Source organism: Candidatus Reidiella endopervernicosa, from assembly GCF_013343005.1.
In the GTDB taxonomy this organism is placed as follows: Bacteria; Pseudomonadota; Gammaproteobacteria.
On record NZ_CP054491.1, the window covers coordinates 2469509 to 2488491 of the forward strand.

At 50.2% G+C, this 18983-nt stretch carries 15 protein-coding genes and 7 pseudogenes; 3 read left to right on the forward strand and 19 right to left on the reverse strand.

What is annotated here, in order from left to right:
* Nucleotides 1-43: 43 nt before the first annotated feature.
* Nucleotides 44-5619: pseudogene (uvrA, locus tag HUE57_RS13520) on the reverse strand (excinuclease ABC subunit UvrA).
* Between the two features lie 269 nt (nucleotides 5620-5888).
* Between uvrA and HUE57_RS13525 the strand changes: the two are divergent.
* A pseudogene (locus HUE57_RS13525) lies at nucleotides 5889-6389 on the forward strand (porin family protein); the annotation flags it as partial.
* A 305-nt stretch (nucleotides 6390-6694) separates the two neighbouring features.
* Here the strand turns inward: HUE57_RS13525 and HUE57_RS13530 are convergent.
* A complete protein-coding gene (locus HUE57_RS13530) occupies nucleotides 6695-7306 on the reverse strand; it encodes an MBL fold metallo-hydrolase (RefSeq protein ID WP_174673366.1) in 612 nt (203 codons plus the stop codon).
* 234 nt (nucleotides 7307-7540) lie between these two features.
* Nucleotides 7541-9116: pseudogene (gene guaA, locus HUE57_RS13535) on the reverse strand (glutamine-hydrolyzing GMP synthase).
* Nucleotides 9117-9429: 313 nt separating this feature from the next.
* Here guaA and HUE57_RS13540 point away from each other — a divergent pair.
* Nucleotides 9430-9666, forward strand: coding sequence for a hypothetical protein (locus HUE57_RS13540; protein ID WP_174673367.1), 237 nt, complete (start codon nucleotides 9430-9432; stop codon nucleotides 9664-9666).
* Between the two features lie 274 nt (nucleotides 9667-9940).
* A complete protein-coding gene (locus HUE57_RS13545; RefSeq protein ID WP_174673368.1) occupies nucleotides 9941-10135 on the forward strand; it encodes a hypothetical protein in 195 nt (64 codons plus the stop codon).
* A gap of 688 nt (nucleotides 10136-10823) precedes the next feature.
* Here the strand turns inward: HUE57_RS13545 and HUE57_RS13550 are convergent.
* The 16 genes and pseudogenes from HUE57_RS13550 to HUE57_RS20380 form a co-directional block, all read right to left on the reverse strand.
* Nucleotides 10824-11222 (reverse strand): response regulator, encoded by a 399-nt coding sequence (locus HUE57_RS13550; protein WP_174673369.1) that lies wholly within the window; start codon nucleotides 11220-11222, stop codon nucleotides 10824-10826.
* Between the two features lie 20 nt (nucleotides 11223-11242).
* A complete protein-coding gene (locus HUE57_RS19235; protein WP_236860599.1) occupies nucleotides 11243-11563 on the reverse strand; it encodes a sensor histidine kinase in 321 nt (106 codons plus the stop codon).
* 170 nt (nucleotides 11564-11733) lie between these two features.
* On the reverse strand, nucleotides 11734-12063 hold the full coding sequence (locus HUE57_RS19240; protein ID WP_236860600.1) for a histidine kinase dimerization/phospho-acceptor domain-containing protein: 330 nt from the start codon (nucleotides 12061-12063) through the stop codon (nucleotides 11734-11736).
* Between the two features lie 59 nt (nucleotides 12064-12122).
* Nucleotides 12123-12388, reverse strand: a pseudogene (locus tag HUE57_RS20370) (PAS domain-containing protein); the annotation flags it as partial.
* Between the two features lie 186 nt (nucleotides 12389-12574).
* Nucleotides 12575-12766: pseudogene (locus HUE57_RS20375) on the reverse strand (hypothetical protein); the annotation flags it as partial.
* An 804-nt stretch (nucleotides 12767-13570) separates the two neighbouring features.
* On the reverse strand, nucleotides 13571-13882 hold the full coding sequence (locus tag HUE57_RS13570) for a hypothetical protein (protein WP_174673370.1): 312 nt from the start codon (nucleotides 13880-13882) through the stop codon (nucleotides 13571-13573).
* A 257-nt stretch (nucleotides 13883-14139) separates the two neighbouring features.
* Nucleotides 14140-14697 (reverse strand): ATP-binding protein, encoded by a 558-nt coding sequence (locus HUE57_RS19245; protein WP_236860601.1) that lies wholly within the window; start codon nucleotides 14695-14697, stop codon nucleotides 14140-14142.
* Nucleotides 14698-14721: 24 nt separating this feature from the next.
* Entirely contained in the window at nucleotides 14722-15237 is a 516-nt protein-coding gene (locus HUE57_RS19250; RefSeq protein WP_236860602.1) for a histidine kinase dimerization/phospho-acceptor domain-containing protein, read from the reverse strand.
* 55 nt (nucleotides 15238-15292) lie between these two features.
* On the reverse strand, nucleotides 15293-15787 hold the full coding sequence (locus HUE57_RS13580; protein WP_174673371.1) for a PAS domain-containing protein: 495 nt from the start codon (nucleotides 15785-15787) through the stop codon (nucleotides 15293-15295).
* Nucleotides 15760-16257: a PAS domain-containing protein gene (locus tag HUE57_RS13585; RefSeq protein WP_236860603.1), complete on the reverse strand. Its 498-nt coding sequence runs from the start codon at nucleotides 16255-16257 to the stop codon at nucleotides 15760-15762. Before HUE57_RS13585 ends, HUE57_RS13580 begins: the two co-directional genes overlap by 28 nt.
* Nucleotides 16152-16766 carry a hypothetical protein gene (locus HUE57_RS13590; protein ID WP_174672483.1) on the reverse strand — a complete coding sequence of 205 codons (615 nt, stop codon included), beginning with the start codon at nucleotides 16764-16766 and terminating at the stop codon, nucleotides 16152-16154. The genes HUE57_RS13585 and HUE57_RS13590 overlap by 106 nt, the downstream gene beginning before the upstream one ends.
* Before the next feature lie 297 nt (nucleotides 16767-17063).
* Nucleotides 17064-17342 (reverse strand): annotated as a pseudogene (locus HUE57_RS19705) (HD-GYP domain-containing protein); the annotation flags it as partial.
* 184 nt (nucleotides 17343-17526) lie between these two features.
* Entirely contained in the window at nucleotides 17527-17850 is a 324-nt protein-coding gene (locus tag HUE57_RS13600) for a response regulator (protein WP_174673373.1), read from the reverse strand.
* Entirely contained in the window at nucleotides 17847-18101 is a 255-nt protein-coding gene (locus tag HUE57_RS13605) for a response regulator (RefSeq protein WP_174673374.1), read from the reverse strand. The genes HUE57_RS13600 and HUE57_RS13605 overlap by 4 nt, the downstream gene beginning before the upstream one ends.
* 40 nt (nucleotides 18102-18141) lie before the next feature.
* A complete protein-coding gene (locus HUE57_RS13610; protein ID WP_174673375.1) occupies nucleotides 18142-18552 on the reverse strand; it encodes an HDOD domain-containing protein in 411 nt (136 codons plus the stop codon).
* Nucleotides 18542-18983 (reverse strand): annotated as a pseudogene (locus tag HUE57_RS20380) (HDOD domain-containing protein). Before HUE57_RS20380 ends, HUE57_RS13610 begins: the two are co-directional and overlap by 11 nt.

Genomic DNA, 18983 nt, shown 5'->3' on the forward strand with positions numbered 1-18983 from the left:
TCGATCTGTGGCGCTTACTGTTTGGAGTAACGGGTTTAAATATTTAGCTAAGGAACAGCTTGAGTGCCCTGCCCGTCGCTGAACTGGACTCCTTTGTCAGCTTCTCAGCTACCCCTTTATAGGTAACAAGGCCACCAGCATCGCCCCCTTCAGGACCCATGTCAATAATCCAATCCGCTTCTGCAACCAGATTGAGACTGTGCTCAATCACCACCACCGAATGACCTGCATCGACCAGACGATGTAAGACACGAATTAACTTCTCCACATCGGCCATATGCAACCCCACCGTCGGCTCATCGAGCACATAGAGGGTCGGTGTAAAACCTCGTCCACCGGGACGCGCCTTGGCCAGTTCACTCACCAGCTTGATGCGCTGCGCCTCCCCCCCAGAGAGGGTCGGACTCTGCTGACCCAGGGTGAGATAGCCGAGACCGACATCCTGCAATAGTTGCAAGGCGTGGTGCACCTTCGGGTGATGTTCAAAAAAGAGCACCGCCTCATCAACGCTCATCGCCAGCACTTCACCAATTGAGCGGCCACGATAAGTCACCGCGAGTGTCTCCTGATTAAAACGACTGCCTCCACAGCTCTCACACAGCACCTTCACATCGGGAAGGAAGCTCATTTCCACTCTGATCATGCCCTGACCCTGACAGCTGTCACAGCGTCCACCACCGGTATTAAACGAGAAGCGTCCCGCCTTCCAGCCGTGGATGCGTGCATCCTCGGTCTGTGCATAGAGCTTGCGGATCTCATCCCAGAAACCGACATAGGTTGCCGGACAGGAGCGTGGCGTCTTGCCAATAGGTGTCTGATCCACCTCCAGCACACGCTCTATCGCCTGCCAGCCTTCGATCTTTTCACAACCGTGAAAGCGCACCCGCTTCGCCTTGTCTGTGCCTCGCTCCTTAGCCAGTAGCTGCCTAAGCGTCTTGACCACCACCTCACGCACCAGAGTCGACTTACCCGAGCCTGAGACCCCACTCACGCAGACGAGTCGCTGCAGAGGGATATCGACGTCGACCTGTTTGAGGTTATTGAGGTTAGCACCACTAATTTTCAGCAGAGGCGTCTCGTCGGCCATGTCACTCTGTTTCTGGCTTCTGCGTTTTGAGGATGGCGCGACGACAACAGGCCGTGCTTCGAAGATGGGGTGCTGCAACGGCTTTGCCAGAAACTGACCAGTGAGCGAACGTCTGTTCTTCATCAACTGTTTAACACTCCCCGTGTGTACCACCTCGCCGCCGCGGCTGCCGGCACCCGGTCCGATATCGATCACATGCTCGGCACTTCGAATCGTCTCCTCATCGTGTTCAACCACCACGATAGTGTTGCCCTTTCCCTTCAACTGTTTGAGCATTTTCAGCAGTAGGGTGTTGTCGCGTGGATGTAGGCCGATGGTCGGCTCATCAAGGATGTAACAGACGCCACGCAGATTGGAGCCAAGCTGTGCCGCAAGGCGGATGCGTTGTGCTTCCCCACCCGAGAGGGTCGGTGCGGCACGATCGAGGGTGAGATAACCGAGTCCTACCTCGTTGAGAAAGGTGAGTCGTGAGCGGATCTCTCCAATCACATCCTTACCGATCGCCCGTTCACGACCACTCAACTCCAGCTCATCGAAAATGGTCAGTGCCTCTGCCACCGAACAGGCGGCATAGTCGGCAACACTCCAGTCGTGGAAGTAGACCGCCAGCGCCTCGTTATTGAGTCTTGACCCTTCACAGCCAGGACACGGCTCTGGGCCATCCTCTGCATCGAGCCATTCCCCCTCCTCGCCACTCTGCTCTTCATCGAACCCCGTCAGTACACTACCGGTGCCGTAACAGGTAGGACACCAACCATGCTTGGAATTGTATGAGAAGAGGCGTGGATCGGGTTCTTCAAAGCCGAGACCGCAGCTGGGACAGCTACGATGGGTCGAGAGGGTCAACTCCTCGGCCACTGCACCGCCACGTTTTAGTACTGCAACACGAACCGTTCCCTTACCGTGATGCAGTGCTAGATCAAGCAGCTCACCAAGCCTCGTCTCTGCCCTGGCAGCAACTCGCAACTCACCTACGGGAAGATCGATCGAGTGTTCGTTGTAGCGGTCGAGTACAGGCCAGCTCGCTGTGGGTAACAGATCACCATCGACACGCAGCTGCTCAAAGCCGTTCTTCTGCGACCACTTAGCGAGATCGTTATAGATGCCTTTTCGATTGATGATCAGCGGTGCATAGATCAGCACATGTTTATTTGCGTAGTCACTAATCAGCTGTGCGAGGATCGCATCGCGACTCTTCGGTTCAATCGGTACCATGCAGTCGGGACAGTACTGAATACCCAGCTTCACAAACAGCAGCCGTAAATAATGGTGAATCTCGGTCAGTGTACCGACCGTACTTTTATGTCCACCACGACTGGTACGTTGCTCTATGGCCACCGTTGGCGGGATACCAAAGACGGCATCAACATCGGGACGGGTGGCGGGTTGTACGAACTGCCGGGCATAGGCGTTGAGTGATTCGAGATAACGCCGCTGCCCCTCGTTAAAGAGGATATCAAAGGCGATGGTCGATTTACCCGACCCGGAGACGCCGGTGATGACGGTAAACTTCTCACGCGGAATCGAAAGAGTGACATCTTTAAGATTGTGCTCACGTGCGTGGTTAATCTCGATCGCAGGTCTCTTCAGCTTAGTCGCGACTGCAGCGACCCTGTTGGGTAGAGCCACCATCTCAGTTAAGGATTCACGATAGTTATGTAACGCCCTGCCGGTATGACTATCTGGCTGATTGGCAACCGCGCCAGGAGAGCCTTCACAGACCAGCGTTCCGCCCTGCTCCCCACCCTCAGGTCCCAGTTCAATCAACCAGTCACTGGCACCAATAACATCGAGATTGTGTTCAATAACCAGCAGTGAGTGGCCATCCTGTAGCAGCCGTCTAAGCGCCTTGAGTAGTACGGCGATATCGGCAAAATGGAGTCCTGTTGTCGGCTCATCGAGCAGAAACAACAGCCGGTCACCCGCCTTGCGCTTTTGCCACTCTTGGCGAGATAACCGGCCAACTTTAGGCGCTGCGCCTCACCTCCCGAGAGGGTGGGCACCGGTTGTCCAAGACGCAGATAATCAAGACCCACTGCCCGCAGCGGTTCAAGCACACGATGAACCTCACGATCATCGGCAAAAAACTCCAATGCTTCATTGACGGTCAGCTGCAGCACATCAGCGACTGTTTTTCCGTGAAGCATCACCTCCAGGATCTCATTTCGATAACGCCTGCCATTGCACTCCGGGCAGCGCAGGTAGACATCAGAGAGAAATTGCATCTCCACATGCTCAAACCCTGAACCGTTACAGCCGGGGCAGCGTCCATTACCGGCATTAAAACTGAAGGTGCCCGCAGTGTAATTTCGCTCTACTGAAAGTGGTGCCTTCGCAAAGCGTTTTCGAATCGCATCCCAGCCACCTACATAGCTAACCGGGTTGGAGCGCGAGCTCTTGCCGATAGGCGCCTGGTCAAGCATCACCACATCATCAATCAACTCATGACCGACAATCTCATGATATGTGCCCGGCATCTCTTCAGGGTGCCCCTTGATCTTGGAGAGCGCATTGAAGAGCACTTCGTTAACCAGTGTCGATTTGCCGGAGCCAGAGACCCCCGTCAGGGTGACCATGCAGTTAAGCGGAATGCGTACATCGATCTGTTGCAGATTGTGCTCAGCGGCTCCACGTATCTCCAGATAGTCTGATTCATCGCCCGGCACTGCACTCGACTGACCATCAGCGACCTGAAGTGCTCCACTCAGATATTGGGCGGTCAGAGAGGCCGTCTGTTTCGAGCGTTTTCCAGTTCGCATCGACTTCGCAGAGGTCATCAACTGCTTTGGCGTGCCGTAAAAGACAACCTCGCCACCCCGCTCTCCGGGGCCAGGGCCGATATCGAGTATTCGGTCTGCAGCGAGCATGATCTGCGGGTCGTGCTCAACCACCAGTAGAGAGTTACCGGCATCACGCAGACGCTGTAACACGCCATTAATGCGCTCAATGTCACGTGGATGCAGACCGATGCTCGGCTCATCGAGCACAAACAGCGTATTCACCAGCGAGGTGCCTAGTGCTGTGGTGAGATTGATTCGCTGTACCTCACCACCGGAGAGGGTACGCGACTGACGATCAAGGGTGAGATAACCAAGGCCCACATCACGCAGGTAGCTGAGCCGAGAACGAATCTCCGTCAGCAGCAGATCAAAATCGCCACTACTTGATGGTTCACGTGTAGGAGTCGAAAAGGTCGCGACTCTATCGAGTGGCAACTGCATCAGATCAAATAGATTAAGACCGGGTAGTTTTCGATACACAGCACTGTGCATGCTGACACTCGTCGTGCGGAAACGTGCATCGGCATCCAGCACACTATCTGCATCACTACGACTACCAACGCGGAAATCGAACACCTCATCCTTTAGCCGCGCCCCATCACAGCTGGGGCAGCTGTCGTAGGCTCGGTACTTGGAGAGCATGACGCGAATGTGCATCTTGTAGGACTTGCTCTCGAGAAAGTCGAAATACTCCTGTATGCCATACCAGGTCTTGCCGTCCCACTTGCCATCACCTTCAATAACCCATCGACGATGGGTCTCATCTAGCTCAGCCCATGGTGTGTCGAGCGGAATTCCATTTTACGACCATAGCGCAACAGGTCCTCCTGACACTCCATCGAGTAGCCACTACGAAAGGGTTTTACCGCCCCTTCACGTAACGTGAGTTTTCATCAGGTATGACCAGGTTCCAGTCGATACCGATGGTACGGCCAAAACCCTTGCAGTTTTCACAGGCACCCAGTGCCGAGTTGAAGGAGAATAAATTTGGCTGTGGATCACGGTAGTGAATATCGCAGTCGGGACAGTGTAGATCGGAGGAGAAACGCCACGGCTCTCCTGCCTCTCTGTTCTCATCAAGCGGATAGACGGCCATCTTGCCGTGACCACGTTCAAGTGCGATCTCAATCGCTCTCAATGATTCGCTCTCGCTTCTCATCGGAGGACGTATCCGGTCCTGCACCACCTCTAACCGCGTTTCCGACTCACTCTGCAGGCGGGTATACCCCTGCTGCTCCAAAACCTGTTTGATCTCGGTAGCGGTGAAGTTGTGTGGCACATCGATAGCGAAGGTAACGACTATGCGCGGTTCACTCCCAGCCACAGCCTCGATCAGGTCATCATAAACCTGTTGTGGATCATCGCGATGAACCTCACGACCACAGCCACGACAGAAAAGGTCTGCCGCACGAGCATAGAGCAGCTTCAGGTGATCATTAAGCTCGGTCATGGTACCGACCGTGGAGCGCGAGGTACGCACCGGATTAGTCTGATCAATGGCTATAGAGGGAGGAATACCTCAATCGTATCGACCTGCGGACGATCCATGCGATCGAGAAATTGCCGGGCGTAAGGAGAGAAGGTCTCGACATAACGCCGCTGCCCCTCGGCATAGACGGTATCGAAGGCGAGTGAAGATTTTCCCGAACCGGAGACACCCGTCACCACGATCAACTCACCCAGCGGCAGTTCGAGATCGAGGTTCTTGAGATTATTCTGGCGAGCGCCTTTGATGCGAATGGTATCGGACATGGTTGCTTCGACTGCCACTTTAAATAGATTGATTTGAAGCGCCCATTATAGCGTTCAACAAGCCTCAATTACCTTCCCAAAACCAACCTACAAAGAACGAGTATTAATACCTTGGCTGGCTCTCTTAATACCAAAACGAATCTAATTGCTCAGGAAATTGTCAATTAACCGTTCACACTGTATGGTTTCGATTGTTGACTAATAATGGATAACCAACAAGGAAAAATGGACTATGAAAAACACTTGCCCCAACCCTTCTAACTCTCTCATTAGCCGTAATTTCTGCTCAAGCCACCGCCTCAGACATCAGTGGCTATCTCGGTGTTGGCGGAGGAATGAGCAGCTATGAAGAGCCTGGTTTTGACGAATCCGACACCGCGTTCAAGCTATACGGTGGTATGCGTTTCAATGACAGCCTTGGAATCGAACTCGCTTATCAGGACTGGGGAAAGCCTGAGGGTGATTACTCTGGCATGACAGCATCAGTTGATATCAGTTCAGTTGCAGGATATCTGGTCGCATACGCTCCTATCAGTGATCAGGCTGATTTTTTCGCAAAACTTGGCTTTGCGACCTGGGATGTTGAAGTCAATATCGTTGGTATTGGCAGTAACGGTAGTGACGGCACAGACTTAGCTTATGGATTGGGTGCTGCATTCAATATCAATGAAAACTTCTCTATCCGCGGTGAGTGGGAGGGAATTAGCTTCGAAGATGGTGACGGTGGTGATGGCTCAGCCTTTATGGTCGGCGCGCAACTAAATTTCTGATCTCAACTATCCGGCGTCTGATTCAATAGGCGCCGGATATCCATTAATTCATATCCGTTTACCAATCATATTTTCACACTAATTAATTACTCACCCGCTAGCAACTCTTCCTCAAGTGAGATGAAGACCTGATAGGCATTGCGGCGATTTGCCTCTTCGAAGGCAACCATATCGATATAATCACCCCAGTCGATCGAATCGTAGGCCTCAGCAAAGGGGATCAGTTCATCAACAGCCGCCCCAAATGCTCACGCATGTAGGCAAGATATTTCGAGGTAAAACCGATCGAGGCGATCGGTGCCTTTTCACCGTCCATGCCCCGGTACCAGCGCGGCAAGCTCTTTACGTTCCATCTCCTGAAGCACCTTGAGCCAATGTTTGGTGTTGGCGCTTCCGACATATGGGATACGACCCTCGAAGATCACATCACCCGAGTAGAGCACCCGATCGTTCTCGACATAGACCATCAGGTCTGCATCGGAGTGGGCATCTCCAACCATGGTTAGCTGGATCGTAACGCCTCCCAACTGAAAACTTTCACCCTTATCGATGTAACGGTCAGGAAAAACGAGACGGGTATCTTCATCAACCCATGGGAAGAGCGAAACACGACGCTCTTCGAGTCGGTTGGTCGAAACATCTGAGTTGAGATATTTCTCAGAGCCGGTGGGCGCGACAACCTCGGCACCGAGATCCTTATATACCTGCAAGCCGAGGATGTGGTCGGCGTGATAGTGGGCAACGATGACCTTAACGATCGGTTTGTCACTGATCTTACGTATTTCACCGAGGAGCTTGTGCGCCAGCGATGGAGTGCCGAGTGCATCGACAACAACGATACCCTCATCCGTGATCACCACACCGGCGTTGGAGATGAAGCCCTGATTGTCAGTGGCGATCCCCGGTTTGCCCTTCACATACCAGCTATGTTCAGCAATTTGTTCTAGTTCAAGCGGTACAGTGGCAGGCTCGTACTCAACCGCTTGAACGGTAGATGTGACAACTGCGAATAGCGTGGCAGAAATGGAGAGCGTGAAAAACGCAAATTAAACATGGTATTTTCTCGGTACTAGATTACGCACAGCGTAACCCAATGCCTGATTCGCTTCAGCCGGGGAAAACCCTAAGCACGCTTAGGGTTCCCGACCAAGCTACTCCCACTCGATGGTGCCTGGGGGTTTGCCGGTAATGTCATAAACCACGCGGGAGATACCTGATACCTCATTAACAATGCGGCGACAGACATGATCGAGGAAATCGTAGGGCAGATGGGCCCAGCGGGCGGTCATGAAGTCGATGGTTTCAACCGCGCGTAGTGCCACCACATATTGATAGCGACGACCATCACCGGTCACGCCAACCGATTTAACCGGCAGGAAGACGGTAAAGGCCTGAGAGGTCTTGTGGTAGAGATCGTTCTTCAGCAGCTCTTCGATGAAGATGTGATCAGCCAGACGCAGGATGTCGGCGTACTCCTTTTTCACCTCTCCAAGAATTCGTACACCCAGCCCTGGTCCTGGGAAGGGGTGGCGATAGACCATGTCGTAGGGGAGTCCCAGCTCAACGCCAAGCTTGCGCACCTCATCCTTGAACAGCTCACGCAGTGGTTCACACAGTTTGAGGTTCATCCAGTCGGGCAAACCGCCAACGTTGTGGTGTGACTTGATCAGGTGCGCCTTACCGCTCTTGGCCCCCGCTGACTCGATCACATCGGGGTAGATGGTGCCCTGTGCCAGCCACTTGGCGTTAGAGAGCTTGCTCGACTCCTCCTCGAAGATCTCGACAAAGAGGTTGCCGATGATTTTGCGTTTCGCCTCAGGATCGCTCTCACCGCTCAATGCATCAAGGAAGCGCTGCTCGGCATCGACACGGATAACCTTCACACCCATGTGCTCGGCGAAGGTAGCCATTACCTGATCACCCTCTTGGTGGCGCAGCAAACCGTTATCAACAAACACGCAGGTGAGCTGATCGCCGATGGCACGGTGTAACAGTGCTGCGACCACGGAGGAGTCAACACCGCCAGAGAGGCCGAGAATCACCTCGTCACTGCCGACCATCTCTCGAACGTGACTGATCTGATCATCGATAATGTTGCCAGACGTCCAGAGTCCTTCGCAGCCGCAGATCTGGTGTACAAAGCGCTCAAGAATACGCTGTCCCTGGTTGGTATGGGTCACCTCGGGATGGAACTGCACACCGTAGAAATGACGTGCTTCATCAGCAATACCCGCAACTGGGGCCGAGTCAGTAGAGGCCATCAGCTTGAAGCCGGGGGCCATCTCAATCACGCGGTCACCGTGACTCATCCAGACATCAAGTAGTCCGTAACCCTCGTCGGAGGTGTGATCCTCGATATCCTTGAGCAGCGCGGTGTGGCCGCGGGCGCGGACCTGAGCATAGCCATACTCATGGTGATCTGCGTTCTCCACCTTACCACCGAGCTGCATGGTCATGGTCTGCATGCCGTAACAGATACCAAGAACCGGGATTTCCATATCAAACACACAACTCGGGGCCTGAGGTGCATCCTCAGTCGTGGTCGACTCGGGGCCGCCAGAGAGGATGATTCCGTTGGGATTGAAGGCACGAATATCGGCCTCCTCCATATCGTAGGCGTTCAATTCGAGTAGACCCCGCCTCACGAACACGGCGGGCAATGAGCTGGGTGTACTGGGAACCAAAGTCTAGAATCAGGATTCGTTGGGCGTGGATATCGGTCGACATACTGCGCGCTCTCTGCAATGCGGTTAAAGCGCAGCAGTATACATTAGGGCAACACGCTCTCACCAACTCCAGGAGCAATCTCAGCTGTGGCATCGTGATTCAACCAAAGGAAGGAGCTAATTCTTTTACATTTATAAACAACAAGTTAACAACACACACCCATACCAGAGGTCACAGCCTTTGATTATTAGCAAGACTAATCACCCGCTGGTCGAATTAACATATCAATGCGCTCCCCGTTGACTGCTCCAGCTTTCTAAGACGAGCGATTAGATCGTCAGTTAACACATGGCCTCTTGAAAGCAGCAAGACCTTGTCATTAATAAACTGGGGAGTCGCTATTTTTGCGAAAGTTTGTTTGGGCATCCAAGCCCAAGCAAACAGCAAAAACTTAACGCGACCGTTTATGCCTACGGCGCCCCGACCGTCCTGCGTACGTTGCGTAATCACCTCTTCGCGGCTCTACACAACTCCCTCAGTGACTCTACGCCGACATAAAGCCGCTGCTGCATTTCTTTCGTCGTCCGCTCGCGCTCTCAACTACGAATAGGCAGACGGCGTCGACTATCGGGGACTAACCGCCCTCACTTCGCTCTCCATGGCGGTCAGCGGAGGTCACTGGCGAGACCATGCCGCTATTACACTCACTGGGGTTAGCTTCAGGAAGGTCGCGCTATCTTCCTCCTCAACTCGCTTATCAAGCAGCCCCTGCATATCGAGCCAAAGGTCGACTATCTCGGGAGCGTAGAGTTTTCCCCGCCACGGGTGATGTACTCACGCGCCTCAGCTGCGGAGAGTCCGGGAGTCGCTATTTTTGCGAAAGTTTGTTTTGGGCATCCAAGCCCAAGCAAACAGCAAAACTTCACGCGACCGTTTATGCCTGCGGCGCCCGACCGTCCTGCGTACGTTGCGTAATCACCTCTTCGCGGCTCTACACAACTCCCTCAGTGACTCTACGCCGACATAAAGCCGCTACTGCATCTTCTTCGTCGTTCGCTCGCGCTCTCAACTACGAATAGGCAGACGGCGTCGACTATCGGGGACTAACCGCCCTCACTTCGCTCTCCATGGCGGTCAGCGGTTGAGTCGAGAGCATGCCACTTGCAGTGCGTCGTAATCATTGACCAGAGCCAGGATTCTAGCGCCTAAGGGAATTATCTGCCCTTGAGCTTATCCGGGAGCCGTTGCCATCAAACTGTTCATGGTGACTGCGGATTAGTTTGCCAGCATCTTGCAGATGATCGAGACTCATCATCAGCCCTCACCGACCATGGGGTGTTTCATCACCTCCACCTTATCCGCACTCGAGAGTGCATTGTAAGGTTTACCCATCAAACGATCAGGCAACCCTATCTTGCCAATATCGTGCAGTAGTGCTGCAAAAGCACCTGTCGCGCATCGTCCTCACTCATATCACACTTCTTAGCCAGTACGTGTGCCTGCTCGCGACACGCCGCGAGTGTCCAGCCACACTGCCCTCACGCATCTCGATGATATTAGAGAAGACCTTGACCGAATTGAGATAACTTCCTTTGAGTGTCTCGTGGGACATCTCTAACATTCCCATCGCCTGCCTCAACTCTTCGGTACGCGCCTTAACCCTGTCTTCAAGACTTGCATTCAGACTTGCAGATCTTCATTCTGTTTTTGTCAGCTTTAGTAGGCGTTTGTGATCTTGCTCGAGAAATTTCTGTTTCAGTGCATATTTCACCCCAGTGTGATGTCGTTATCTTCCCAGGGTTTACTAAAGTATTTATATATTTTTCCCTGATTGATCGCCGATATAGTCGATTCCATATCAGCGTATCCGGTCAGAAGAATTCGCATGGTGTCGGGCCAGCGTTCCGCTGCCTTAGCGAGAAAGGTTGCACCATCCATCACCGGCATTCTCATGTCTGAGATCACCAGATAGACACTATTCTGTTCAAGTACAGCAAGCCCCTCTTCACCATTGTTTGCAGTCAGTATCTTGTAACCTAACGGACGAAACAGACGGCGTAAGGATGAGACGATATTCGGTTCATCATCAACAAATAGTAGTGTGGCTGATTGCAAAACCGGCACATCGTCTGTCACGATATCGTTACTACCAACAAGATCATTCATCTATTTATCCAGCCCTAACATCAATCAACCGCCTTCGACTCACTCTGCTTAACAGGCAACCAGATCAGGAATCGCGTCCCTTTACCAATCTGACTCTCTACAGTGATCGTACCACCGTGTTTCTGAATAATATTATAGGAGAGCGACATACCGAGCCCTGTACCCTCGCCAACCGGCTTGGTTGTATAGAAGGGATCGAAAATTCGCGCCTGCGTCTGCTCATCCATTCCTTTACCGTCGTCTTCAAACACAATCAAAACCCCATCCCGATCAGTCGTTGTATGGATGGTGATCACACCTCGCTTCTCAATAGCGTGTGCCGCGTTAACCAGGATATTCATAAACACCTGATTGAGCTGCGCGATGATGCATTCAACCTGTGGCAGGTAGCCATAATCCTATAACTTCTGCCTTATATTTCAGTTCGTTGTGAACGATATTCAGCGTGCTATCAAGTCCTTTATGTAGATCTGCCCACTGCCACTCGACCTCATCAACGTGGGAGAAGTCTTTAGATCCTGTACGATCTTCTTAACACGCGTAACCCCTCCTCAGACTCATCCAGGAGATCAACCAGGTCCTTTTTCAGATAATTAATGTCAACCTGCTCTTTTTGTGTCTTAATCGCCTCAACCGTGGCTTCATCATTAATCTTGAGTTCTCCCCGTTCATATAGTTCTAACAATTTAAACATGTCAGCCATATATTCACGCAGAGTACTGATATTAGACGTAACATAACCGACAGGATTATTAATCTCGTGTGCCACACCCGCTGCAAGCTGACCAATACTCGCCATCTTTTCTGACTGTAGTAGCTGGCTTTGTGCATCATGCAGCATCTCATTTGCTTGTTGCAGTTCAGCAATCGCTTTAGCCAGATAATCTTCTGAGTTTTGCGCTCTGTAATATCTTGAATCACACCTAACATGCGGACAACTTCACCAGACCCATCACGAACAACATCTCCAACAACATGTACCCAACGCTGGGTTCCATCATGCAATATGACTCTCATCTCGTAGTCATACCGAACCCCGTCTTTTGCGCCTTTTCAAGACCATCGTAAACAATTTTTCTATCGTCTGGGTGAGTAAGACTGGTGTAGTCTTCCACCGTCACATAACGTGCGACCTGTGGATATCCAAGTATAGATGCGGTCAGATCGGACCAATAGACCCTGTTAGTCCTTACATCAAGATCCCACTACCTATATGAGCAAAGCTCTGACTAAAACGGAGTCGCTCTTCACTCAAAACAAGTTCCGCTTCAATTGTCTTTCTATCCGAAATATCACGCATCGATGCAAAAACAGCAATTCATCGCCAACAAACATATCAGTCACACCAATCTCTACATCCTGTATTTCACCATCTTTACGTAGAAATGACGTTCTTTCAGACCAGCATTCACTACAGTACTTTCACCCGTATCTACAAACTGTTCAATGAACGACTGATGGCAGTGCCCTGATCGTCGAGGCATTAATAGATCAACACTCTTACCCACGATTTCTTCAGAAAGACATCCTGTTATCTCTTCTGCTGCTGGATTAAAACCCGGATATCACCAGCCCCGTCAATGATCACAATACCGTCTCAGCACTCTCGATGACCGTACTAAGAAAGACACTCTTACGCTGCAACTCATCCTGTCGATCATCAAGCTGCATCATCATTTTTAATATTATCCGAGAACCTTCCTATCTCGTCACTACCCGAAGGCAATTCAATACCACCCCTACCTTCGGCGTAATCTGCCACACCTTTTGACATTAACAACAATGGCCTAACAAGATACCCGTCAGCAACCAAACCGTAAAACAACCAACATCACAAGAGCAATCACGACCAGAAGGATTTTATCTCGAATAGAGATAATATCGGTGAAAAGTGAAACATATGGCGTTGATTGTATGATGCTGATATAGCGTTCCGGCATATTTGGATCAAAGTGGACATGCTGAAGATTAACGACTGATCTCTCCCGCTTTCAGTACTAATTACTTCAGTCTGACTCACACCAACGTGGCCACCATCTATAAGACCCTCGAACTGCGGCAACTCATCTAGTTCAGAACGGAGTGACGAATAATCGTCATCTAGGTCAACCCCACGCTCTGAACTCATTAGATAATGTTTAGAGTCAGTCGACAGATAGACAACCGAATCATCTCGATCAGTTGCAAGAATATCTCTGAGTAATGGCCTGATATCCATATTTATAACAACGACACCAAATGCCTTTCCATCACTATAAATTGGCACCGCAGCACGAATGACCAGATCTCTATTATGTGACACATTGCTGCTTTCCTGATTAACCTCTATTTCGAGAGAAACACCTGATTCATAGGTTTGGAAAGCGTTTCTTGAAAGTAGTCGCGGTGTCCTTTTGTGGAAGCCTTGACTCAACAACTGCCACAATCCCCAGATCCTCGCCTAAACGTTCGATTCTAACAATTTCACGACCGCCTTCCGCCACACCGATATAACGAATCTGCTTGTAATCAGGTTTCGCTTCAACAAAACGAACAAATATCTGTTCCAGACGTTCACGCCATTGCTGCTTCGTTGACCCATCAGAGGGATCTAAATCATTATTTTTGATAGCACGAACCAGACCTTGAATGGGGAGTCTTTGCCAGAAACTGAACATCACGAGTTAGCTCAGATATTTTACCTTGCAAAAGCGCCTTCCCTATGGGTATCGGCCTCTAGCTTGCCGGCCTCATGCTTAATCAGAGCATCCATAGTACCTAGAAAAAGACACCTCCGATTGACGCTGAAGTTATCAACACCAGAACAATCGCCATAAAGGCGACCTTGTGACGAATACCGTAGTTTCTAATCTGCATTTATTTCTCTAGAAACCCCATCCAAACAAAATCTATAGGCAGCTACTTTTCCATCTACAACTCAATCAGCCATGATGGCATCCGCTTCACTCTCAGACTGTGACTCCGGCAACCAGATACGAAATTTCGTTCCAGACCCAAGCTCACTCTCGACTGAGATCGTTCCGTTATGTTTCTGAATAATGCTATATGAGCGAAAGACCGAGACCCGTCCCTTCCCAACGGGTTTAGTGGTGTAGAAAGGGTCGAATATTCGTCGCTGCGTCTCCTCATCCATACCTTTGCCAGTATCCTCAATTTCCACCCATACTCCCTCACGCTCTGTACCCGTTCTAACCGTGATCGTACCGCGCTCCTCAATCGAGTGCGCTGCGTTTACCAGCATATTCATTATCACCTGATTAAGTTGGACAATAATGCATTCTATTCTCGGCAGATCCCCATACTCCTTGATCACTTCAGCTTTGTACTTAACCTCGTTATGAACAATATTCAGCGTGCTATCAATCCCTTGATGAATATCTGCCCACTGCCACTCATCCTCACCAGCATGTGAGAAATCCTTCAGGTCCTGGACAATTTTCTTAACCCTAATTACTCCCTCTTCCGACTCATTCAATAGATCACGAAGATCCTGTTTAAGTTAGTCAAGATCCAACTCTTTCTTTAGTCTGATTATCTCATCAGCAGATGCATCATCACTGATCATCTGTTCGCACTGTTCATAGAGTTGCAGCATTTTAAACAGATCATTGAGATAGTTCCGCAGAGCACCAATATTAGATGTGATATAACCGACTGGATTATTTATCTCATGGGCAACACCGGCTGCCAGTTGTCCAATACTTGCCATCTTTTCTGATTGTAGTAGCTGCGCCTGTGCCTCTTGCAGCTGTTTTATAAGTGCTGCTTGCTCCTCCTTTTCATTGATCAGTGCCTTTTCGGCCGCTCTCTGCAGGGTCATTTCACGCATGATGACGGTATACATCGGGTGGCCTGCGATATTTTGCTTTGACACACTTGCACCGGCCGGAAACTCACTACCGTCTTTTCGTTTTCCTGCCACTTCAGAGCGAGATTCCATCGATTTATAGTCATCAGTCGATGTAGCAAACCGTTCTACATGCTGCCTATGACCAGCAACAAATCGTTGTGGCAACAAAACTTCCAAAGGCTGACCGATCGCTTCATTTCGGCTATAACCAAAGATCGCTTCAGCCCTTTATTGAAGACCACAACATGCTGACTTTCATCAAAACAATTATCGCCTCTGGCGCAATATCAAGAATACTTCGTAATCTCGACTCACTCTGCAGATACTCCTCTTTAGTCTCATTAAGTTGGATTATCGTCTGCTTTAAAACCGAATTATTGACAGACAACTCAGACTCTATTCGTTTTCTTCGCGTTATATCCTCAACCATGCCCAGCATCTGACGTGCATCACCTTGAGTATCTCGTATTACGTCACCACGCATATGCAACCAGCGCTCGCTCCCGTCAGACCACAAAACGCGGTGCTCTTGATCGTACTCAACGCCCTGCGACAGACACTCATCTATACCTGCTAACATCACAGCTCGATCATCTGGATGCAAGGTATTCTGTAAATCCTCAAGTGTGATGGTAGAGACACCCTGTTGCAGTCCCAACATTGGGGCAACGCGTTCAGAGAGCACGATCACTCCGGTATCAACATCCCAGTCCATCGTGCCAATATTGGCAAAACCAGACTTATACGAAGCCTCTCTTCACTGAGGATTAGCTCATCTTGTGCCAACTGCAGTTTGTCGAGTAACCGTCGCTCCTCCGCCTTCTCTGCCTTTAACTCCTCTAGCGCCTCAATACGTTGAGATATATCGGTGTGAGAGCCCGTCAGCCGTACAGAACCACCATCCTGCGCACGACTTGCCAATCCACGACAGTGGATCCATGCGTAGTTTCCATCTTTTCGTTTCAGACGATATTCAATTTCAAACTGTTCGCGCTCACCCTCCATATAGTCAGCCCAGATAGAGAAAGCGCCCGAGATCGTTAGCGTGCACGAGATCGCGCCAATCGACAAAGCTATTTCTAACTCATCATCCGCATATCCAAGCATCTCTTTCCAGCGTCTCGAAAAGTAGATCTCGTTAGAAGTAAGATCCCAATCCCAGATACCATCATTGGCTCCTCGCACAGCCAACGAGAAGCGTTCACGGCTCCTCTCAATACACGCTCCGACTCAATACGCTCTTTGTCATATCGCCTCACCACAACAACCACAAAAAGAGAAATAACAGCAACCACCACACAGAACATAAGAATTGCCGACATCTCACGACGCAACTTATAGGTTCGAGACTTATAAGCACCAACCAGTTCATTGCTAGCCTCGGTTAAACGAGCGGTACTTTCTTTGAGATTTTGGTAAGACTTTTCTATTTCGATCTTTGATGTGGAATGCATTGAGATATTTTCGATAACTGGTCTTGTCTCTTTCCATATAGCCTTGAGTGCAAGCAAATTGAGCAGCACCGTGCCTGGTACACGAGTCATCTCAACTGATTCATTAACCACGCCACCGTTCTCGAGAATATTCAGCGTCAACTCATACTCTTCAACCAAGTCCAGCAACTTTCCTCGTTGACCTGCATGCCCCATAACAATGACCATATGTGCCGTTGTATAGATCTGCTGAGAGAGCATTCGCTGACTCCTGCAAGATTGATAAAGTCAGCATCGTTGGCGGTATTATTCAGGAATATATTAAAAGCCAAAACGCAAGAAGCGCACCTACACCAGGCAGTAGAAACAGCAAAATTACTGCTCTTGTTATATTTTTTCATTATCGCTGATTACCAGACAGATTATTTTAAGAACAAGAAGCTCTATACACTTAATAGAGGTTTTAATTTCATTACATTTTGAAACCCTAATTCATTCTGAGCACTAAACATCTACTCAGGAAACTGATGGTAGATCTCCAACACACCATCCATATCTTCAAAAGAGGTTAAGTAGATCAGGATCAAACTGCTTTCCGGCACTCTCACGCATCGTACTGACCACCTGATCGATCGGCCACGCCTCTTTGTACGGGCGGTGGCTGAGTAGCGCATCGAATACATCTGCAATTGCAACAATTCGACCAGACTCTGGAATACTCTTCCCCATGAGCCCATCCGGGTAACCGTTTCCATCGAAACACTCGTGGTGCGTCAGCGCGACCTCCTCAGCAAGCTGAAGTAACCTGGACTCTGATCCTTCAAGAATCGCAGCACCTGTTCGGGCATGTTTTTAATCTCATCGTACTCTCGTACTGTCAGCTTTCCCTCTTTGAGAAGAATTGCATCGGCCACCCCTATTTTCCAATATCGTGAAGTTTGGCGGCATCTAGCAACATCTCCACATCCTCATCCGCCCAGCCCACACATCGCGCCAGCAGTGCTGAATAATGGCTCATGCGTTACAGATGGGTAGCGGTACAGCGATCTTTGAATTCAGCGGCCAAACCAAGACGCATCACAGTCTCTCGATAGGCGAGTTTGTTCTGCTCCCAAGCCTCCTCGACATGCTTCAATGCCCGCTCAAGGTGCTCAGTTCTTTGCTGAACCTTGCGTTCTAACTCACTATTAAGATTATTTAGACTTTGTTGATAGAGACTAATGCGCAACAGTGACTTGACTCGTGTTTCCAACTCGGTTGGATCGATAGGTTTAGCAATAAAGTCATCGGCACCAAGGTCGATTGCACGACGCCTGCTGGCGCTATCTGACCAGGAGGGCATCATGCACACGGGTATAGATATGTTTTCTCATCGCTGCGAAACTTCTCCAGAAATTCATACCCATCCATTATCGGCATGCCAATATCGAGCAGGATCAGGTCGATCGATTCACTATCAACAACCTCAAGACCCCGTCGACCATTGTCGGCCTCCTGAAATCGGTATCCCTGTCGCCTTAGCAGGCGTTTCACGGCACTACGATTAGGTTTTTCATCCTCTACTAAAAGGATCGTTAAGGTCTGTTCTTCATCCATGCATCTCTCTCAGATTGAGCAATCAACATGTGGGCATCAATCAGCCTGTCACAAACTCCGATGCGGCCTCTTCAAGCTCAGCAATAGTCGTTGTAGTGAAGAGATTATCAACATCCTCCACCTGCATGCCAACATGCGACAAGACCTGAGGCTGTAAATCTGGCACGACATTATCACCACAATCACCAATCCCTAACCTCCGCGCCATGACATTCGCGACGTTAACTACCGCTGCCAACTTCGGATTGCTACTTAATTCTGGTTCGTGATGAAACTCAATCGCCTCAACAATGCTTTCAGGCATTTTCCAGTGTGCGGCAAGCCTTGCACCGATCACTGAATGGTCAAATGAGAGCACCTTTAACTCCGCCTCTCTTAATGAGATGTTGTTCTCACTGCAACAGTACAACACCTCTCGATATTCACGACTGTAGTAGATATCAAATACCATTTTCCGATATCGTGCAGTAGACCGGATGTAAAGGCCTCTCCTCTTCGACACCCACATGTTTTGACAGCACCTTTGCGGCACCTGCCACTCCTGCGGAGTGGTGCCATAGTCCAGAGATATCAAGACCACTTCCACGACCACTCTTGAGATTACTGATCACACCCAGCGAAGTGACAATATTCCGCGTGGTATGGAGTCCCAAAATCATGCACGCCTGTTTCAGGCTGGATATCTTCCCCAAAACCGTAGAAGGCTGAATTAGCTACGGCCAGCACGCGTGCGGTTAGTGCCGGATCCTGACAGATTTTCTTCTCAAGCACAGCGAACGAGACGTGATCGTGACCGAACAGCGCCGTCACTTCTCTGACCGCCTCTGGAAGCGGTGGAAACTCAAGGATCTCACGCTCCACTTTTTTTAATTCGATCGCCAT